This window comes from Empedobacter sp. GD03739 (assembly GCF_029843245.1).
Lineage (GTDB): Bacteria > Bacteroidota > Bacteroidia > Flavobacteriales > Weeksellaceae > Empedobacter > Empedobacter falsenii_B.
The window spans coordinates 105,259-123,447 of record NZ_JAOCHX010000001.1; the positions used below are offsets into that span (position 1 = coordinate 105,259).

Consider the following 18,189-nt stretch of genomic DNA (forward strand, 5'->3'; position numbering starts at 1 on the left):
TCGAATAATTTGTTATAAGTTGATTATCGGTTAAATTTGTAATCAAATTGATCAGAAATTATGATTGACCAAATCAAACAATATATTGAAGAAGTAAAAAACTTCCATTCAACAAATGCTGCTGAAATTGAAGAATTCAGAATTAAATTTTTAGGAAAAAAAGGAATTTTAACAGACTTGTTTACACAGTTCAAATCTGTTCCGAATGAACAAAAAAAGGAATTTGGTCAAGTTGTGAATGAATTAAAAACATTGGCAACTGAAAAATCAACTGTTCTTAAAAATGAAATCTCAAACGAAGGAAAAACTGATTCTTCTTTAGATTTAACACGTCCTGGAGAGCCTTTTACATTGGGTTCTCGTCATCCAATTAATATTACAAAAAATCGTATTATCGAGATTTTTAATCGCATTGGATTCAGCGTTTCTGAAGGGCCAGAAATTGAAGATGATTGGCACAATTTTACCGCATTAAATTTGCCAGCACATCACCCTGCGAGAGATATGCAAGATACATTTTTCATCGAAACTGATCCAGATATTGTGTTGCGTACGCATACATCGTCTACGCAGATTCGTCATATGGAGAAAAATCAACCGCCCATGCGTTTCTTAGCGCCAGGTCGTGTTTACCGTAACGAAGCGATTTCGTCTCGTTCGCATATGATGTTCCACCAAATCGAAGGTTTATACATCGACGAAGGTGTTTCGTTTGCAGATTTGAAACAAACGTTAAGTTATTTTACAACTGAGTTATTTGGTAAATCTGAAATTCGTTTACGTCCTTCATATTTCCCTTTTACAGAGCCTTCTGCGGAGGTTGACGTGTATTGGGGATTAGAAACAGAAACTGATTATCGTATGACAAAAGGTACAGGTTGGTTAGAAATTATGGGATGTGGAATGGTAGATCCTAACGTTTTGCGTAATGTTGATATCGATCCTGAGAAATATTCGGGTTATGCATTCGGTATGGGAATTGAGCGTATCGCGTTATTATTATACCAAATTGGGGATATCCGTTTGTATACAGAAAATGATAAACGTTTCTTAGAGCAATTTCAATCGGAGTTATTCTAAGATAGAAAATATTATAAACAAAAAATCCTGTTCAATTGAGCAGGATTTTTTTATTGGAATAATGTTTTAAATAATATATTAGAGATTATATCCTTTAGTTTTAATTTTCATAAAAAAGCATTTAGAAATTGTCATGCCGAGACATCACTCTATTTATTTACAAAGTAATAATTAATGTAATCGTCCTATTAAAAATGGCCTTAAATCTATGACGTTAAGAAAATAATTGAATGTAACGTTAAAAAGATTTTAGCCTGTAGGGTTTTTAAAATCTTTAGTGAAATGAAAGTATTTTTAGTCTAATAGATTTACAGCCTTGACTTTTTGGTTACTTTTTAGTCAAGTAAAAAGTGACATAAAATATAAGGAATATCTAATTATATGATGTGTTTAATTTTCATAAAAAAGCATTTAGAAATTGTCATGTCAAGCTTGTTGAGACATCTCAATTATTATTTAAGTATTGATTTAACATTTTTCTTATCAATTTGTTGATTGTTGACTTCTACGAAATAATCTTGTTGCCAATTTTGAGTTTTCTCCGCTTGTTTATTTTCAGGTTTTACCCAATTCGGATAAACTCTAAAACCTCTTTTTCCTTCTTTTTTAATTGAGGTCAAAATATTCTTTTCAATTAAAATTGATGTCGGAAAAATATAAAAACCTAGTTTAGAATCATCTTCTGCAGCAATAATGTAATAATCAAAACCATCATTTTCGTCAAAAGGTTCGGTTTGTTTAGCTGTATTTCGTTTCCATAACGTTACAAATTGACCAACTTTTTTAGGTGTAATTTTCGCTTTTCTAAATTTTATAGAAATTTCTTTAACATTGAAATTATAACCTATATATTCGTCACATTCTGCATCTTTTTCAAGAGTTGAAATGGATAAATTCGAAGATTTTAGAACAAAATCCTCGAATTGTTGAATAATTTCAGTCATTTATTTCAATTGTTGATAAAAGTATAAATCATAAGTTGGAAATAAATTTGGATAGAAAATCTTTCCTAAATCATTCAAAATAATATCAGGACGAAGAATTCCTTGTTCAAAATAATCATTCGAACCTTTTGCATTCATACGTTTGTTGTAAGCGTACACATTTCCTTTCTTAAATGCATCAAACCACGCATAGTTTGGATAAGAAGCTTTCATTTCTGCCAACGTATTTACGTTTGTAACATTGATCCAATAATTTGCAGATTTTCCAGCTGTATAAACTTCTTCAAATGTTAAGCTCAAACTATTTTCACCTGTTTTATTCTTGAAAATATAATTTCCTTTCGCATCGTCTATTAATTTTGCTTGCAACAAGTCATTTGTCGGAACGTACCAAATGTCGCCATACATTGTATTCACAATTGTTGAAATGTTGCCTTTGGCTTTGGTTTGAATGATATTTTTGATGGAGTCGTAATTATTTTTAACCGTTTCTACGCGTTTTTCAGCTTCTGTATCTTTTCCGAATAATTTTCCGAAAACCTTCAAATACTCAACTTGTCCCAATGGGTTTTGCTCTTTGTATTCATCTAAATACAATACTTTTATTCCATTTTGTTCTAATTGTTGATGAAATTTTGCTAAAACAGGATTAGAACTTGCGATAATCAATTGTGGTTTATTTTTTAAGATAATTTCTGTGAATAGTTCGTTTGAATTTCCAACTTTTAAGATTGATTTATTCGCAATTCCTTCTGCTATTTTAGGATTGTAAATAAAATCTGCATCGCAAACTCCTTTGATTAAGTCAAGACTTCCTAATTGATCTAAAAACGTAACGGCAGATGAAGTTTCAACCATCACAGTTTTGATAGGCAAGTCTTTTTTATCAAATGAAATTGTATTTCCAGAAGATTTTATCGTGATTGTTTGGTTGTTTTCTTCGATAGAAATATTTTTTGCAAACTGAAAAGTTGTATTTTCTTGTTCAGTTTTAACAGCTTCTTTTGACTGTTTACAACTACTAATGGCAAGAAGAACGAATGAGGTTAGAATAAATTTTTTTATCATTTGGATTGAATTTAGAGAAAGCAAGTTAAGAATTCTGTTAAAATCTTAAAAAAAATATTTTTGTAAGCAATTGATTCGTTGTAAATTAAATTATTGTTAAAAATTTTTCTCGAAAAGCTTAGGTTTTTACGATAAAAGAGCTGTATATTTGCATTCGAAAATAAAGGAAAATACTTTCAATTATTTCAAACGGCCGAGTGGCGCAACTGAATAGCGCACTTGATTACGGCTCAAGAGGTTACAGGTTTGAATCCTGTCTCGGTCACAAAAATGCTCAGCGGCAATCGTTGAGCTTTTTTTATGAATGTTAAATTCTATTGTTATCAATAAAAAAGTCCATCTACAAATTGTAAATGGACTTTTTGGATTTTTATTATTTCTTTCTGAAGTAAACTTCAATAGGAACTCCTTCAAAATTGAATTCCTTTCTCAATTGATTTTCGATAAATCGTTTGTAAGGATCTCTAATATATTGCGGCAAGTTACAGAAAAACGCAAATTGAGGCGTTTTTGTAGGTAACTGCGTTACATATTTGATTTTGATGTATTTTCCTTTTACTGCAGGTGGAGGTGTAATCTCGATAATCGGTAACAAGGTTTCGTTTAATTTACTTGTTTTGATACGACGACTACGGTTCTCGTAAACTTCGATAAATGTATCCACAGCTTTCAAGACACGTTGTTTTGTAAGAGCCGAGATAAACAACACAGGAACGTCTGTAAAAGGCGCAATACGTTTTAGAATAGCATCTTTGTATTCTTTCATTGTATTGGTTTCTTTTTCCAATAAATCCCATTTGTTGATTAAGATGACCACACCTTTTCGGTTACGTTCTGCTAAATAAAGAATATTCAAATCTTGTGCTTCAATACCACGTTCTGCATCAATTACTAAGACACAAACGTCGCATTCTTCGATTGCACGAACCGAACGCATGACAGAATAGAATTCTAAATCTTCGCTAACTTTTCCTTTTTTACGCATTCCGGCAGTGTCTACCAAAACAAATTCGTGTCCAAATTTATTGTACAACGTTTCGATAGAATCACGTGTTGTTCCTGCGATATCGGTTACAATATTACGTTCTTCACCTAATAATGCATTGATTAATGTAGATTTTCCAGCATTTGGACGACCTACGATTGTAATTTTAGGTAAACCTTCGAATGGATCAATGTGTTCTTCTTCTGTAAAACAATCTACCACATCATCTAATAATTCACCTGTTCCACTTCCGCTCATTGCAGCGATTGTGTACATTTTTTCGAATCCTAAGTTATAAAACTCATAAGAATCGTCTAAATTTTTGTTGGTATCGACCTTATTCACAACTAAGAATGTAGGCTTCTTAGTGCGTCTTAAAAGGTTGCCAACTTCCTTATCCATATCCGTTAAACCAACTTGATTGTCTACCATGAACAAAATTACATTTGCTTCATCAATAGCTAATTCAACTTGCTTGCGGATCTCTTCTTCAAAGGTATCATCTGAACCAACGACATACCCTCCGGTATCGATTACGGTAAACTCTTTTCCATTCCAATCAGATTTTCCATAGTGACGGTCACGTGTAACACCAGAAGTGTCATCAACGATAGCTTGTCTTTTTTGGATCATTCTGTTGAAGAACGTAGATTTACCAACGTTTGGTCTTCCTACAATTGCAACTATATTTGACATTTTGCAAAGGTATAATTTTTAGAATTATTTTTTACATTAATTTTTTGATTGAGAAAGTATTGTAAATAAAAAAGGTTAGATAAACTCTAACCTTACTCCATTTTTATTTTACAACTTTAAGAAGTTCTTTTTCAGCAACCACTTTTCTAAGTCCGGAACTTGAGAAACGGTGGTCTCTTGAATTGTAATACAATTCGATTCCTTTTTCTTCACAATATTTACGTCCTGTAAAGTTTTTGTCTTGGTATTCAATCCCTAAAATACGCACATCAATTTTGAAAGATCTCAAAACATCTTCTAAATCCTGTTCTGTTGCATAAGGCACAATTTCATCGACGAATTTGCAACCTTTGAGCTGAATGTAACGCTCTACAACAGTTTGTGTCGGTTTGTTTTTTTCTGGTCGATCTAATGTTGGATCTGTTTGTAAACCTACAATCAAATAATCGCAATGTTGTTTTGCGTCTTCTAGCATTTTGATATGTCCCGCATGAAGCAAATCAAAAGCACTAAATGTAATTCCGATTTTCATAGTCAATCAGTTTAGTCTTTTATAATTAGTTTTTATTAATCTTCAGATGATCGGTTGTAATCATCTTCAATGCGAATGATGTCTTCTTCTCCAAAATACGTACCATGTTGAACTTCGATAAAAATTAATGTTTCATTACCTATGTTCTGAATACGATGTTTTGCTTTTAATGGAATAATAACGACTTCACCCGCTTTGTATTCATATTCTTTATCATCAAGTGTCACCATTGCGGTTCCCTGAACAATTGTCCAAACTTCTGCACGATGATTGTGATATTGGTAAGACAAACGCCCGCCAACATTCACTTCTATTCTCTTCAATTTATATATATCGGTGTCCTCTAATACATAGTAAGAACCCCAAGGTCTATTTCCTATTTCCATGTTTTACGCAATTTACGGAATATTTAGATGCAACTCTAAAATACTCGATGAATAAATTGTTATGTTCATTCAAAAAAAAAACCTCAAACACATGCTTGAGGTTTTATAAATGTGGTGGTGCCTCCAGGAATCGAACCAGGGACACAAGGATTTTCAGTCCTTTGCTCTACCAACTGAGCTAAGGCACCGTCATTTTGGATTGCAAATATAAGAAGGTTTATTTATCATTTCCAAAATTATTTTTAAATATTTTCTATTAATTTTTTAAGCAGTTGATTTTTATTCATTTATTTTTATAAAAATTACGAATCGATTACAAATGGAATGGTCTATCACACTTTTGCACATCTGGAATTTTATCAAAGAATGGTATTGGGTTCCGCTTACCGTCCTTTATATAATGGTGATTGTTACTATTTTGATCGAAAATCGAAACCCTACTAAAACAATTGCATGGATATTAGTAATTGTTTTTCTACCGTTTATTGGAATAATCCTATATTTTTTCTTTGGACAGAAATTTAAAAAAGATGAATTTTTTAAACGAATAGATAAGAATCATCAAAAAATCATCAATGAAAAATGGGCTGAAATGGATCAATCTGTTCAAGATGATTTAGATAAAGTAAATGCAAGAATTGGTTCATTGTCGCAGGTTTATCGTTATTTAAACAATGCAAGAGTTGCTTATCCTGCAACAAATAATAAAGTAAAGTTGTTGACAAATGGAGAAGATAAATTCCCTCTTTTTTTAGAAGCTTTACGAGAAGCGAAAGATCATATTCATCTTGAATATTACATTTTTGATGAAGATCATATTGGAAATGAAATCATTGATATTCTGATTGAAAAAGCTAAAAATGGTGTAGAAGTTCGTGTAACTGCGGATGATTTTGGATCATCAAAACTGAATAAACATCACTCAAGATTTGATGGAACAGGTGTGGAGTTTCAGACATTTTTACCTGTTCGATTTTCGTCTTTAGCGAATTCTAATTACCGTAATCACCGTAAAATTTTGATTGTTGATGGTAAAAAAGCATTTTTAGGAGGAATTAACATTAGTGATAAATACATCAATCAAAATGGTGTAATAAGTCCAAATAATAAGATTTATTGGCGTGATACTTCTGTGATGATTGAAGGCGATTCTATCAATAGTTTGCAATTGCATTTTTATCTAAATTGGATGATGACGGAAGGCAAAAAGTATAATATTTCTGATCCAAAATATTTTTATTCAAGTAAAGAAAAGAACGATTTTTCAACGGTTAGTTTTGGACTTTCTTCACCAGGAAGTGATTTACATTCGGCAATGGAAGCGATGGTTCTGGCAATTACTTTGGCGAAAAAGAAAGTGCAATTGTGCACGCCATATTTTATACCAAGTGACGAATTTAAAACAGCGATGATGATTGCTGTTTCGAGCGGAGTAGAAGTGGAGTTGATTATACCTAAAAAAGGCGATTCTATTGTAGTGCAACAAGCGTCATTATCATTCCTAAAACCTTTGATGAAGCGGGGTGTAAAAGTTTATTTATACGAAAAAGGATTTATTCACGCCAAAACAATAACGGTTGATGATAAATTGGCTTTTATTGGAACAGTGAATTTAGATTATCGTAGTTTTATGATTAATTTCGAGATTACTTCGGTGATTGAAAACACGACGTTATTGCAACAAATGAGTGCTCAATTTGATATAGATAAAGAGGATTCAGAATTATTAACGCTAGAAAAATGGGAAAATAGACCTTGGTATTACCGTGCATTTGCATCAATTTGTAGATTGTTAGCACCGATATTGTAAATATTTATTACATTCGATTTTAGATCAAGGTAATATGAAAAAGCTATCTTTATTAACAATTGGAAAAATTGCTATAGGTGCAGTTCTAGCTTATGGTTTTCTAAATTTTATAGATCAACCAGATGTTATGATTGAATCTTTTAAAACTGGATTTTTAGAAGGAATCTTAGGAAAATAAAACAAAAACCTCCACATCAATTAAAGTAGAGGTTTTTGTTTTTTATTGATTTTTAAAATCTTCGATTTCTTTTCTAATTTCTTCATATCGACTTCTCAAATCGTCTGAAATATTATTCGGGATATCTTTTATTTTCTTCAATTGAAGCGAAATAAAAATAGCAAATAATCCTGATGAAATTACAGCTAATCCAAGCCAAGCTACTGCTGTTAAACCTGCTAATTGTGGAGATGATAATAAAATTAGGGAAATGATTAATCCAATAATAGCTAAGAACAGAGAAATTCCCCAATCTTTTACGCCATAATTTTTTAGGTCGAAAGCATAACTAATTCCAGAAATTGAGCGGAATAAAATTAAAAATCCAACATAATAAGCAAAAACTTCTAAACTTAGAATTGGATTTACAACTAACATAAATCCAACAATAGTTGTAATAATTCCATATGTCAATGTCCAGCCCCAACTATCAATTTCATCTTTGTTTGAGATCGAAAAAACAATTTCCGAAATTCCAGAGAATAAAAAAGATACAGCAAAAAATACTGAAAGTGCAACATACGATGCTGTTGGAAATGCGAATGTATAAATTCCAAGTCCAACGAATAATAATCCAATGATTAATAAAATCCACCAATATTTGACAGAATTTTTGATTGATTTGTAAAAAGTACGAGCCATTTTGAAAAAAAATATTTAAAATTATAGACTTAAAATTAAGAAATATTCTAATTAAACCTCTATTTTTTTGTTTTTTTATAATGATTATTGATTTCTTAAAATTCAGGATTTATTTCATGCTTACTAAAAATTAAATACTCTTAACTTTGAAGTTCGCTTAAAAATCAACGAAAATGAAGTATGGAATAGAGGCGGCTTCTATCTACGTTCCGCATATATATTTACCAATAAAAGATTTAGCAATTCAACGCAATATTGATCCTGATAAACTTGAAATTGGTTTGGGTTTAAAGAAAATGTCTGTTTTAGATGTTCATGAAGATACAGCAACTATCGCTGCGAATGCTTTGTTGAAATTAATCACAGATTTTGATATAAATCCAACTGAAATCGGACGAATTTATTTAGGAACAGAAAGCGCTTTAGATGGAGCAAAACCAACCGCAACTTATGCAGTACAATTGGTAGAATCTGTTTTGGCTAAACAATTTGGTGAACGACCTTTTAGACATACAGATGTTGTGGATATGACGTTTGCGTGCGTGGGTGGAGTAGATGCGATGCACAATTCTATCGATTATGTTCGTGTAAATCCAGCTAAAAAAGCAATTGTAATTGCAGCCGATTATGCAAAATATGGCTTAGAATCGACGGGAGAATATACGCAAGGTGCTGGTGCAGTAGCGATGTTAATCTCGAATCAACCAGATTTGATTGCGTTTGATAACAATTGGGGAATTGGAATGGAATCTGTTTTTGATTTCTTTAAACCACATCAATCAACTTCTGATGAAGCGATTTTGAATGCTTTAGGAACAACAAAATCTGAAATCGAAATTTTTTCAGATGAACCAGTTTTTGAAGGGCAATATTCTAACGAATGTTATAAAAATAGAGTTAGAGAAGCTTATTTCAACTTTAAAGATGAGGCTAAAATAGAAGGTAAATTGTACGAAAGTTGGCGATATATTGCTTTTCATCTGCCTTATGCATTTCAAGGAAAAAGAATGTTTTCGGATGTTTTTGCATTAGAAAATGATCAAGATAATTCGAATGATAACTTGAAAGTTGTTTCAAAATCGGATGAATATAAAGCCTTAATCAAAGAAAAAGTAGAACCAACTCAACGTGCTTCTTCTGAGATCGGAAATATGTACACAGCTTCAGTTTTTACAGCATTTTTATCGGCTCTACAAGTAAGCGCAGATAGCAATGAAGAATTAAATGGAAAAACAGTTGGTTTTATTGCGTATGGTTCTGGATCTAAATCGAAAGTTTTTCAAGGACAAATTGGTGAAGGTTGGAAGAATGTGATGAATAAAATGGATTTGTTCACTTATTTAAATAAAAGAGAAGCAATTTCTTTTGAACAATACCAAGATTTACACAATAAAAATCTGAAAACATCTATTAATGATTCGAAAGGTTTTGCTTTAGATCGCATTGAAACTGAAATTCCAGATTTGAAAGGTGCAAGATATTATACTTTTAAAGGATAAAACATAAAAAAATCCGCTCATTTGAGCGATTTTTTTTATACTATTTTCTGCTTCCATTTCCCTCGTTTAAAGAGAATAAATGCTAAAATTGCAATAAACGTTTCCGAAACAGGAATTGCTATAAAAACGCCTTCTTCCTTCAAATTGAAATGATACGTTAACATATACGCTAATGGAATTTGGAATAACCAAAATCCAACAAAATTGATAATCGTTGGCGTCATTGTATCGCCCGCGCCGTTAAAAGCATTCATCATTACCATTCCAATTCCGTATAATAAAAAACCAGTTGCAAGAATGTACATTCCTTCTTTTGCAACGATTTTGATATGTTCTTCTGTTGTAAAAATTGAGACTAAATAATTGCTTAATCCATAGAAAATAACACTTACAATCAACATGTAAATGATGTTAAATTTCATGGTCATAAGGACTGATTTTTCTGCTTTTTCGGGATCTTTATTTCCTAAGTTTTGACCAACTAAAGTTGCCGCAGCATTGCTCAATCCCCAAGCAGGTAACATAAAAAACATCATCAGTCGTAAAGCTGTTTGATAACCAGATGAGGCAATTTCTCCACCAGATTGAGCAACAATTCGCGCAAGAATAATCCAACTACAACTAGCAATAATGTATTGTACAATAGCTGGTACTGCAATTTTTACAATATTGATAATTAGTTTAGATTTTGGAACGAAATAACTCCATTTGATTTGAATTAATGAATCTTTTTTCGTTAAACCATACAATTGATAAACCACACCACCACTTCTACCAATTGCAGTAGCTAAGGCTGCTCCTTCTAATCCCATTTCAGGAAAAAAGAACCATCCGCGAACAAGAATTGGACACAAAATAATATTGATTCCGTTAGCTAACCACAAACTTTTCATCGCAATTGCTGCATTCCCAGCTCCACGAAAAATTCCGTTAATCAAGAATAATAAGACAATTGATAAACAACTTACCATCATTATTTTAGTGAAATTCTTACCGTATTCAGCAGCTTGTTCAGTTGATCCCATCCAAATCAATAAATCTTTGGAGAATATAAATCCGAAAATACTCAACAGAATTGTAATGATAATCGATAATAAAATTGCTTGCGAAGCGCTTTCTGATGCTTTTTCGGGTTTCTTTTCTCCAATTCTTCGTGCAATAATGGCAGTTGCAGCCATACTTATTCCTATTGAAATCGAATAAACAATTGTTAATAAAGATTCTGTAAGACCAACGGTTTGTATGGCGAAAGCGCTTTCTTTTAAATGTCCTACAAAATATAAATCGACCAATGCAAAGACAGATTCCATCACCATTTCGAACATCATCGGAATTGCTAATAGAAAGACTGATTTTTTGATTGGTAACGCGGTTAAATCTAAGTTTTCGCTTGAAAAAGATTGTTTAATTAACGAAAAAATAGACCCAATTTTGGCTGTTAAAGACTTTTCTACAGTCATTTTTTTGGTTTTAAAAAAATTAAAAATACTTGATAAATTTTTAAATCAAAATGAATTTAACGTTAAGTTGCCGCGAAGTTGTAAGTATTCATTTCAATTAAAATCTGAGAGGATTTTGCCCAAAAATAAATCATTTTTTTCAATACCAATTTATCTTTTTGATTTTATTATCTTTACCAAAACAGCTATACTAAGAAGAAATGAAAAAAACTGCTTTTATTTTATTTAATGTTGCCCTTATGGTAGGAGTGAATGCACAGAGTTATAAGAAAAAGTATCCAGATTCAAAAAAAATTGATCATGTTGATACGTATTTTGGAGAGAATGTACAAGATCCATATCGTTGGTTGGAAGATGATTTGTCTGAAGATACTAAGAAATGGGTAATTGAACAAAATAAAGCAACTTATGCTTATTTGAATGAAATTCCATTACGTACACAATTGAAAAAATCGTTGACGGATATCTGGAATTACGAGAAAATTTCGACTCCTTTTAAAGAAGGAGATTATACGTATTACTACAAAAATGATGGTTTACAACAACACTCAGTTTTGTACCGTAAATTAGGTGAAAATGGAACAGAAGAAGTTTTTTTAGATCCGAATAAATTCTCGAAAGATGGTTCTGTTTCGTTGGCTGATGTTAGCTTTTCTAAAGATGGAAGCTTAGTTGCCTATTCAATTTCAGAAGGTGGATCAGATTGGAGAAAAGTAATTGTTCTTAACGCAAAAGATAAAACACAAGTTGGAGAAACATTGATTGATGTTAAATTCTCTGGAACAGCTTGGAAAGGAAACGACGGTTTCTACTATTCGTCTTATGATAAACCAAAAGGATCTGAATTATCTGAGAAAACAGATCAACACAAATTATATTACCACAAATTAGGAACAGCTCAGAAAAAAGATCAATTGATTTTTGGAGGAGCAGAAACACCTCGCCGCTATGTTGGTGCTTATTTGACGGATGATGAGCGTTTCTTAATTATTACAGCTGCAAATACAACAACTGGAAATGAGTTGTATTATCAAGATTTGTCTCAAGCAAATAGCCCAATCAAAACAATTGTGAATAATTTTGATACAAATACTTCTGTGATTGATAATGATGGAGAGACTTTCTACATTTTTACAAATAACAAAGCACCTAATAACAAGGTTGTAAAAGCTACAATCTCAGATTTGAGCGAAGCTGCTTGGCAAACCGTTATTCCAGAAACTGAAAATGTATTATCTGTTTCTACAGGAGGAGGTTATTTATTTGCTAAATACTTAAAAGATGCAATTTCGGTTGTAGAGCAATACAAATATGATGGATCAAAAGTTCGTCAAATTACATTGCCTGGAGTTGGTTCTGCATCAGGATTTGGAGGGAAAAAATCAGAGAAAGAAATCTATTTCGGATTTTCAAATTATATCACACCTTCTACAAGTTACAAGTACAATGTAGAATCAGGTTCTTCAGATGTTTACATTAAACCAAATGTGAAATTTAATTCAGATGATTATATTTCAGAACAAGTTTTTTATACGTCAAAAGATGGAACAAAAGTTCCGATGATTATTACGTATAAAAAAGGATTGAAGAAAAATGGTAAAAATCCTACAATCGTTTATGGATACGGAGGATTCAATATTAGTTTAACGCCAGGATTTAGTCCAGCAACTGCTGCTTGGATTGAAAATGGTGGAGTTTACGCTGTTCCAAACCTACGTGGAGGTGGAGAATATGGTAAAAAATGGCACGATGGAGGGCGTCAATTCAATAAATTGAATGTTTTTAATGATTTTATAGCAGCAGCAGAATATTTACAGAAAAACAACTATACTTCGCCAGATTATACTGCATTATCAGGAGGATCTAACGGAGGTTTATTAGTTGGAGCAACAGAAACAATTAATCCAAAAGTAGCAAAAGTAGCATTGCCTGCGGTTGGTGTTTTGGATATGTTACGTTATCATACATTTACTGCTGGTGCAGGTTGGGGCTATGATTACGGAACAGCTGATGATAGCAAAGAAATGTTCGAGTATTTGAAAGGATATTCACCAGTTCACAATGTAAAAGAAGGAACATGTTATCCTGCTACATTAGTCACAACAGGAGATCATGATGATCGTGTAGTTCCTGCGCATTCGTACAAGTTTGCGGCAAATTTACAAGCGAAACAAGCGTGTGATAATCCAGTTTTAATCAGAATTGAAACGAAAGCTGGTCACGGAGCAGGTCGTTCGACAGAAGTTGTGATCAATGAAACAGCTGATAAGTATGCCTTCACTTTGTGGAACATGGGAATCAAAAAATTGAAATAATTATAATTTAATTCATTCAAAACCATCTGATTATTCAGGTAGATTTTTTAATTTTATAGGGTTAAAAATTTTAAAAATAATGAACACAAAAACATACGCAGCGTTTAATGAAACTGATCCATTAGCGCCACACACAATAGAACGTCGACATTTACATGCGAAAGATATTTTTATAGATATCGAGTATTGTGGAGTTTGTCACAGCGATATTCATACAGCGAAAGGCGATTGGGGAAAACCAAATTATCCAGTTGTTCCAGGGCACGAAATTATTGGTCGAGTAAAAGAAATTGGTTCTGATGTAACAAAGTTTAAAGTTGGAGATTTGGTTGGAGTAGGTTGTATGGTCGAATCTTGTCAACATTGTCATTCTTGCGACGAAGGTTTGGAGCAGTATTGTGAAAATGGTTTTACAGGAACGTACAATTCTAAAAACTCGAAACATGGTGGAATCACTTACGGTGGTTATTCAGAAAACATCGTGGTAGAAGAAGATTTTGTGCTTCATGTACCCGAAAATATCGATGTAAAAGCTGCTGCGCCATTGTTGTGTGCGGGAATTACAACTTGGTCACCTTTACGTCATTGGAATGTAAAATCGGGCGATAAAGTTGGTATAATTGGTCTTGGAGGTTTGGGACATATGGGTGTTAAATTTGCAAAAGCAATGGGTGCTCATGTTGTAATGATTACAACATCCGAATCTAAAGGTGAGGATGCAAAGAAACTTGGAGCTGATGAGGTTTTGATTTCGAAAGATGCAACACAAATGAAAGCGCATGCAAATTCATTTGATTTTTTATTGAATACAATTCCTGTAAAACACGATGTTAATCCATATTTACAATTATTAAAATTAGATAAAACAATGTGTATGGTTGGAGCTATCGAGCCTTTAGATGCTATTCACGGAGGTTTATTGATTATGAAACGTCGTAATTTGGCAGGATCTTTAATTGGAGGAATCAAGGAAACACAAGAAATGTTAGATTTTTGTGGAGAACACAATATTGTGTCTGATGTAGAAATGATCGATATTCAAAACATTAATGAAGCATACGAACGTATGATGAAATCTGATGTGAAATATCGTTTTGTGATTGACATTAAATCACTGAAAGAATCTTAATCTTAGATATAGAAACAAAAAAATCCGCTCAACGAGCGGATTTTTTTGAGTTTTTAAGTTCTATTTCGCAACAGAATCTTTTGTTGTTTCTGCTGGATTTACAGTTTTCGAAGAATCTACCGTAACTCCTTCTACAGAATCTGCCGCAGGAATCTCTGCTTTTTCAACATTTACAGAATCTTCAATAACTGTTGTTGGTTCTCCTACACTTGTTGGTTCTTGTTTACAAGAAATTGCTGTGAAAGAAATCGCTGCGAAAGCGAATAACGCTAATTTTTTCATTTGATTTTTTTGTTTAATCTATTCTACAAATTATTTTTTCTCTGTTGTTGTAGTCGTAGTTGTTTCAACTTTTACAGGAGTTTCATTTACAACTGCCGAATCTTTGATAACAACAGAATCTTTTCCTACAGAGTCAATTTTTACAGAATCTTCGATTGTTGTAATCGTGTCATTTTTTACTTCTGTTTCAGTTTTTGTTTCTTTCGATCCAAATAAATTACAAGATGTTAGACCAAATGAAGTTCCGATTACTCCTAATACGATTACGTTTAATGCTAATTTTTTCATAACTTTAATTTTTGATATGTTTAATTGATTTTTTGTTTTTCTTGATTTTTCAATCATTTTGTTGAACCAAAGTTAAGCAGACATCAAAGTTTTTTGAAGCAAAATAGTTGTAAGATGATTGTAATCCAATCATCTAATATTCAACAAATGTTTTACAACAAAAGAAATCATTTAACAACGCATTAATAAAGAAATACAACTCAACATATCAAAAAAATTATTTTATTTGTAGTTGTATTAAAAGACAATTTGTAAAATCGAAATTATTTTACAAAATACTGAAAACCAACTTTATAAATTTTATTTTTTGAGCAAATTTACAGATATAGAAATTTTCGAAATTCTGAAAAAAACGATTTCAAATCGATTTTTGGAAGAAAATTCTGCTCAATCCGAAAATATCTCCGATTGGAAGGGGCAAGAAATTACATCTTTTCAAGACGATTTATTCAATAAAACCAGATCTACTGTTAGTGAAAAATGGTTTTATACGTATTTTAAGTCAGATTTTAAGAAACTTCCGCGTATTGATATGCTCAATCTTTTGGCGCAATATTGTGGATATAAAAATTGGGCACACTTTCTTAATGTTCAGAAAATCGAACATTTTGGTCCAAATAAGACTGAAGAATCGACGATTGAAGTAACAGAAAACGAAAATTTTTCATCAGAACATATAATTCCAGAAGAATCTGAAGTAGAGATTCCAGCAGATGTTAAACCATCAACAGAAAAAGAAATAATTCCGGTAAAAGAGGAACCTGTTAAAACAAAACCCAAGCTAAAATTGATTTCGATAATAGCAGCAGCAGTTGTTTTGTTGAGCGGAATTGGAGCAACTATTTATTATTCAATTTTTGGTCAGCGAGAATATGAATTTTGTTTTGTAGATTCGGATAGACAAGCTGCAATTACCAATTCTGTTGAGGTTACAATTATTAGAGATGGTTTTACGCCACTTTATTTATCGACCAAAACAGGTTGTATCAAATTCGAATCGCAAAAAGATACAATCAAGATGTTTGTGAGTTCGCCTTACTATAAACAAGATACATTTAAGGTTAATTTGCATCAATATAATCAGCCAGAAAAGCTTTTGTTAGAGCCAGATGATTATAAGATTATGCTGTATTATTATTCGAATTCAGCAAAAGATTTGAAACAACGAATTTCTAAGCTAAATCAAATGATTGCGGATGATGCGTTGATTTATCAAGTGTATGACAATGATTTTTTTGGTGTAGAGATTCTTTCGAAACAACAATATATCAATTTAGTTACAATGCCTACGACATCGTTAAAGAATTTTTCTTTGATCGAATCGGAAAGGAAAAATGGAAAAATTGTGAAATTAAAATTTAAAATCCAGCAAGATGAGAACGATAAGTAAAATAGTTCAGTTTAGCATGATATTGCTGATGAGTGTTTGGATGATATTTTCGTGCAAAGACGATAAATATAAAGGAGATTATAACCCAGAAGCAATAAAAGGTTACAAAAACGAAGCATCGACAGTAAGTAATAAAATGGATTCGGTAGAAGCTGTAAATTTTATTGCAAAGCAAAAATTGCGCGAGTTTTTCGAGCTTTCGGCACTGGCATCTAATACCAATGATACGGTTGTTGATAGTTTGTTGAGAGATCAATTGTTATCTTATTTTCCTAAAAAAGATACGACCGAAATATTTTCGTTATTGAGAGAACTTCGTTCAAAAAAAGTAACATTTACTTCCGTTTCTAAATTTGCAATTTTACCAAAAGATTCAATTACACCTGACTCTATCAAGCGAATTGCGTATACAATTAATTATTTCAATTCGGATAAAAAGTTAATCGAAACCAATAATCATGTTGGGGTATTTGTGTTAAAACAAGAGCCGATCAAATTTCAACGAGAGTTTAAATTCTATTTTAGAACGTTAAATGATAAAAAAGACTCGATTCAGAAAGATTCAATTCCGTCTGGAGTAATACAGAAATCAAGAGGAAAATCGCCGAAATAAGCGTCTTCAATATATTCGATAGGTCTAAAATAAGTTAGACCTATTTTTTTTGAATCAGCTCTACATCTTGCCAAAAACTTATCATAATATCCTCCTCCGTAACCTACACGATTTCCTTTTTTATCGGCAACAAACATTGGAATAAAAATAACATCAATAGCTTTAGAATCAATTTCTGAATACTGAATAGGTTCTGGAATTTGAAGTGAATTTAATACCGTTTCGAAACTTTTTTCGACTTTACAATTAATCATATCATTGCCAACAACCAAAGGCAAAACCACATCTTTTTGCTGTTGAAATAGCCAATTTATGATTGGATAAGTATTGATTTCGTTATTTTTTTCGATAGGTAAGAAAATATGAAATGTCTGATCTGTAGAAAAATCTAACTGTTTGATGTGTTCAAAAATTTGCTCACTCAAGTCATTCACTTCTTCTTTAGTGAATAATTTTCTCAACGTTCGATAATATTTTCTAGCTTCAGATTTTGTCATTTCTTCGTAGTTTGATACGAAGTTAAGAAATTATCAAAGTAAAAAAGTAGAGAGTAATAAATTCCAATTAATTTAGAAAAACTAAAACAAAAATAAAACAAGCGATTGCCATAAATAGTAATAAGTTTACCGGTTTTATTTTCATTTTACTGAATAAAGACTTTTTGTAAGTTTTGTGAATTCTTTTCGGTTTAGACATTTTATAGTTTATTTGTTTTCTATATAGATGCAAATATGTATAAAAGGTTGCTTATAAAAAAAAGGGAAACCGTAAATATCTTTTATGAATTTGTATATTAATTAAATAAAATTAAAAAAATAAAAAGTCCATCAAAATTTTGATGGACTTTTATATA

At 31.8% G+C, this 18,189-nt stretch carries 18 protein-coding genes and 2 tRNA genes; 9 read left to right on the forward strand and 11 right to left on the reverse strand.

Translation table 11 applies throughout. The features are described from left to right. Window positions 1-60: 60 nt before the first annotated feature. On the forward strand, window positions 61-1,080 hold the full coding sequence (locus N5E64_RS00520; RefSeq protein WP_038336503.1) for a phenylalanine--tRNA ligase subunit alpha: 1,020 nt from the start codon (window positions 61-63) through the stop codon (window positions 1,078-1,080). A gap of 452 nt (window positions 1,081-1,532) precedes the next feature. Here N5E64_RS00520 and N5E64_RS00525 read toward each other — a convergent pair whose 3' ends face one another. Continuing rightward, window positions 1,533-2,024 carry a MepB family protein gene (locus N5E64_RS00525; protein WP_280035128.1) on the reverse strand — a complete coding sequence of 164 codons (492 nt, stop codon included), beginning with the start codon at window positions 2,022-2,024 and terminating at the stop codon, window positions 1,533-1,535. Then, a complete protein-coding gene (locus N5E64_RS00530; protein ID WP_280035130.1) occupies window positions 2,025-3,092 on the reverse strand; it encodes an ABC transporter substrate-binding protein in 1,068 nt (355 codons plus the stop codon). Between the two features lie 191 nt (window positions 3,093-3,283). On the opposite strand from N5E64_RS00530, the gene N5E64_RS00535 reads away from it, so the two are divergent. After that, window positions 3,284-3,357 (forward strand) — tRNA-Arg (locus tag N5E64_RS00535). 108 nt (window positions 3,358-3,465) lie between these two features. Here N5E64_RS00535 and der read toward each other — a convergent pair. The 4 genes from der to N5E64_RS00555 form a co-directional block, all read right to left on the reverse strand. Then, window positions 3,466-4,773 (reverse strand): ribosome biogenesis GTPase Der, encoded by a 1,308-nt coding sequence (der, locus tag N5E64_RS00540; protein WP_280035132.1) that lies wholly within the window; start codon window positions 4,771-4,773, stop codon window positions 3,466-3,468. Between the two features lie 103 nt (window positions 4,774-4,876). Then, window positions 4,877-5,305: an adenylyltransferase/cytidyltransferase family protein gene (locus N5E64_RS00545; RefSeq protein ID WP_038336508.1), complete on the reverse strand. Its 429-nt coding sequence runs from the start codon at window positions 5,303-5,305 to the stop codon at window positions 4,877-4,879. 35 nt (window positions 5,306-5,340) lie between these two features. After that, window positions 5,341-5,691, reverse strand: coding sequence for a phosphomannose isomerase type II C-terminal cupin domain (locus N5E64_RS00550; protein ID WP_038336510.1), 351 nt, complete (start codon window positions 5,689-5,691; stop codon window positions 5,341-5,343). 112 nt (window positions 5,692-5,803) lie between these two features. After that, window positions 5,804-5,879, reverse strand: a tRNA-Phe gene (locus tag N5E64_RS00555). A gap of 131 nt (window positions 5,880-6,010) precedes the next feature. Between N5E64_RS00555 and cls the strand changes: the two genes are divergently transcribed. Both cls and N5E64_RS00565 read left to right on the forward strand, forming a co-directional pair. Beyond that, window positions 6,011-7,501, forward strand: a complete 1,491-nt coding sequence (cls, locus tag N5E64_RS00560; protein WP_280035138.1) for a cardiolipin synthase — start codon at window positions 6,011-6,013, stop codon at window positions 7,499-7,501. A 34-nt stretch (window positions 7,502-7,535) separates the two neighbouring features. Next, window positions 7,536-7,679 carry a hypothetical protein gene (locus N5E64_RS00565; RefSeq protein WP_181816261.1) on the forward strand — a complete coding sequence of 48 codons (144 nt, stop codon included), beginning with the start codon at window positions 7,536-7,538 and terminating at the stop codon, window positions 7,677-7,679. Between the two features lie 42 nt (window positions 7,680-7,721). On the opposite strand, the gene N5E64_RS00570 is transcribed toward N5E64_RS00565, so the two are convergent. Next, window positions 7,722-8,360 carry an HdeD family acid-resistance protein gene (locus tag N5E64_RS00570; protein WP_114998444.1) on the reverse strand — a complete coding sequence of 213 codons (639 nt, stop codon included), beginning with the start codon at window positions 8,358-8,360 and terminating at the stop codon, window positions 7,722-7,724. 173 nt (window positions 8,361-8,533) lie between these two features. Here N5E64_RS00570 and N5E64_RS00575 point away from each other — a divergent pair, with 173 nt between their 5' ends. Continuing rightward, window positions 8,534-9,859 (forward strand): hydroxymethylglutaryl-CoA synthase family protein, encoded by a 1,326-nt coding sequence (locus N5E64_RS00575; protein WP_114998442.1) that lies wholly within the window; start codon window positions 8,534-8,536, stop codon window positions 9,857-9,859. Between the two features lie 35 nt (window positions 9,860-9,894). Here N5E64_RS00575 and N5E64_RS00580 read toward each other — a convergent pair whose 3' ends face one another. Continuing rightward, window positions 9,895-11,319 carry an MATE family efflux transporter gene (locus N5E64_RS00580; RefSeq protein ID WP_280035149.1) on the reverse strand — a complete coding sequence of 475 codons (1,425 nt, stop codon included), beginning with the start codon at window positions 11,317-11,319 and terminating at the stop codon, window positions 9,895-9,897. 200 nt (window positions 11,320-11,519) lie between these two features. Between N5E64_RS00580 and N5E64_RS00585 the strand changes: the two genes are divergently transcribed. Together N5E64_RS00585 and N5E64_RS00590 are read left to right on the forward strand one after the other, a co-directional pair. Beyond that, window positions 11,520-13,634: a prolyl oligopeptidase family protein gene (locus N5E64_RS00585; protein WP_280035151.1), complete on the forward strand. Its 2,115-nt coding sequence runs from the start codon at window positions 11,520-11,522 to the stop codon at window positions 13,632-13,634. 79 nt (window positions 13,635-13,713) lie between these two features. Further along, on the forward strand, window positions 13,714-14,763 hold the full coding sequence (locus tag N5E64_RS00590; RefSeq protein WP_280035153.1) for an NAD(P)-dependent alcohol dehydrogenase: 1,050 nt from the start codon (window positions 13,714-13,716) through the stop codon (window positions 14,761-14,763). 60 nt (window positions 14,764-14,823) lie between these two features. On the opposite strand, the gene N5E64_RS00595 is transcribed toward N5E64_RS00590, so the two are convergent. Continuing rightward, a complete protein-coding gene (locus tag N5E64_RS00595; RefSeq protein ID WP_219034652.1) occupies window positions 14,824-15,045 on the reverse strand; it encodes a hypothetical protein in 222 nt (73 codons plus the stop codon). Window positions 15,046-15,075: 30 nt separating this feature from the next. Next, window positions 15,076-15,333, reverse strand: a complete 258-nt coding sequence (locus N5E64_RS00600; protein ID WP_280035157.1) for a hypothetical protein — start codon at window positions 15,331-15,333, stop codon at window positions 15,076-15,078. Window positions 15,334-15,640: 307 nt separating this feature from the next. On the opposite strand from N5E64_RS00600, the gene N5E64_RS00605 reads away from it, so the two are divergent. Both N5E64_RS00605 and N5E64_RS00610 read left to right on the forward strand, forming a co-directional pair. Continuing rightward, window positions 15,641-16,723, forward strand: a complete 1,083-nt coding sequence (locus N5E64_RS00605) for a hypothetical protein (RefSeq protein ID WP_280035159.1) — start codon at window positions 15,641-15,643, stop codon at window positions 16,721-16,723. After that, window positions 16,707-17,336, forward strand: coding sequence for a hypothetical protein (locus N5E64_RS00610; RefSeq protein ID WP_180905620.1), 630 nt, complete (start codon window positions 16,707-16,709; stop codon window positions 17,334-17,336). Before N5E64_RS00605 ends, N5E64_RS00610 begins: the two co-directional genes overlap by 17 nt. On the opposite strand, the gene N5E64_RS00615 is transcribed toward N5E64_RS00610, so the two are convergent. Next, window positions 17,276-17,833 (reverse strand): 5-formyltetrahydrofolate cyclo-ligase, encoded by a 558-nt coding sequence (locus tag N5E64_RS00615; RefSeq protein WP_280035163.1) that lies wholly within the window; start codon window positions 17,831-17,833, stop codon window positions 17,276-17,278. The genes N5E64_RS00610 and N5E64_RS00615 overlap by 61 nt on opposite strands. Between the last annotated feature and the right edge of the window lie 356 nt (window positions 17,834-18,189).

Coding starts and splice junctions, on each gene's coding strand:
- cls (WP_280035138.1), top strand. CDS start 6,011: ATGGAATGGTCTATCACACTTTTGCACATCTGGAATTTTATCAAAGAA.
- der (WP_280035132.1), bottom strand. CDS start 4,773: ATGTCAAATATAGTTGCAATTGTAGGAAGACCAAACGTTGGTAAATCT.
- N5E64_RS00610 (WP_180905620.1), top strand. CDS start 16,707: ATGAGAACGATAAGTAAAATAGTTCAGTTTAGCATGATATTGCTGATG.
- N5E64_RS00600 (WP_280035157.1), bottom strand. CDS start 15,333: ATGAAAAAATTAGCATTAAACGTAATCGTATTAGGAGTAATCGGAACT.
- N5E64_RS00550 (WP_038336510.1), bottom strand. CDS start 5,691: ATGGAAATAGGAAATAGACCTTGGGGTTCTTACTATGTATTAGAGGAC.
- N5E64_RS00545 (WP_038336508.1), bottom strand. CDS start 5,305: ATGAAAATCGGAATTACATTTAGTGCTTTTGATTTGCTTCATGCGGGA.
- N5E64_RS00575 (WP_114998442.1), top strand. CDS start 8,534: ATGAAGTATGGAATAGAGGCGGCTTCTATCTACGTTCCGCATATATAT.
- N5E64_RS00585 (WP_280035151.1), top strand. CDS start 11,520: ATGAAAAAAACTGCTTTTATTTTATTTAATGTTGCCCTTATGGTAGGA.
- N5E64_RS00590 (WP_280035153.1), top strand. CDS start 13,714: ATGAACACAAAAACATACGCAGCGTTTAATGAAACTGATCCATTAGCG.
- N5E64_RS00570 (WP_114998444.1), bottom strand. CDS start 8,360: ATGGCTCGTACTTTTTACAAATCAATCAAAAATTCTGTCAAATATTGG.
- N5E64_RS00525 (WP_280035128.1), bottom strand. CDS start 2,024: ATGACTGAAATTATTCAACAATTCGAGGATTTTGTTCTAAAATCTTCG.
- N5E64_RS00530 (WP_280035130.1), bottom strand. CDS start 3,092: ATGATAAAAAAATTTATTCTAACCTCATTCGTTCTTCTTGCCATTAGT.
- N5E64_RS00565 (WP_181816261.1), top strand. CDS start 7,536: ATGAAAAAGCTATCTTTATTAACAATTGGAAAAATTGCTATAGGTGCA.
- N5E64_RS00580 (WP_280035149.1), bottom strand. CDS start 11,319: ATGACTGTAGAAAAGTCTTTAACAGCCAAAATTGGGTCTATTTTTTCG.
- N5E64_RS00595 (WP_219034652.1), bottom strand. CDS start 15,045: ATGAAAAAATTAGCGTTATTCGCTTTCGCAGCGATTTCTTTCACAGCA.
- N5E64_RS00615 (WP_280035163.1), bottom strand. CDS start 17,833: ATGACAAAATCTGAAGCTAGAAAATATTATCGAACGTTGAGAAAATTA.
- N5E64_RS00520 (WP_038336503.1), top strand. CDS start 61: ATGATTGACCAAATCAAACAATATATTGAAGAAGTAAAAAACTTCCAT.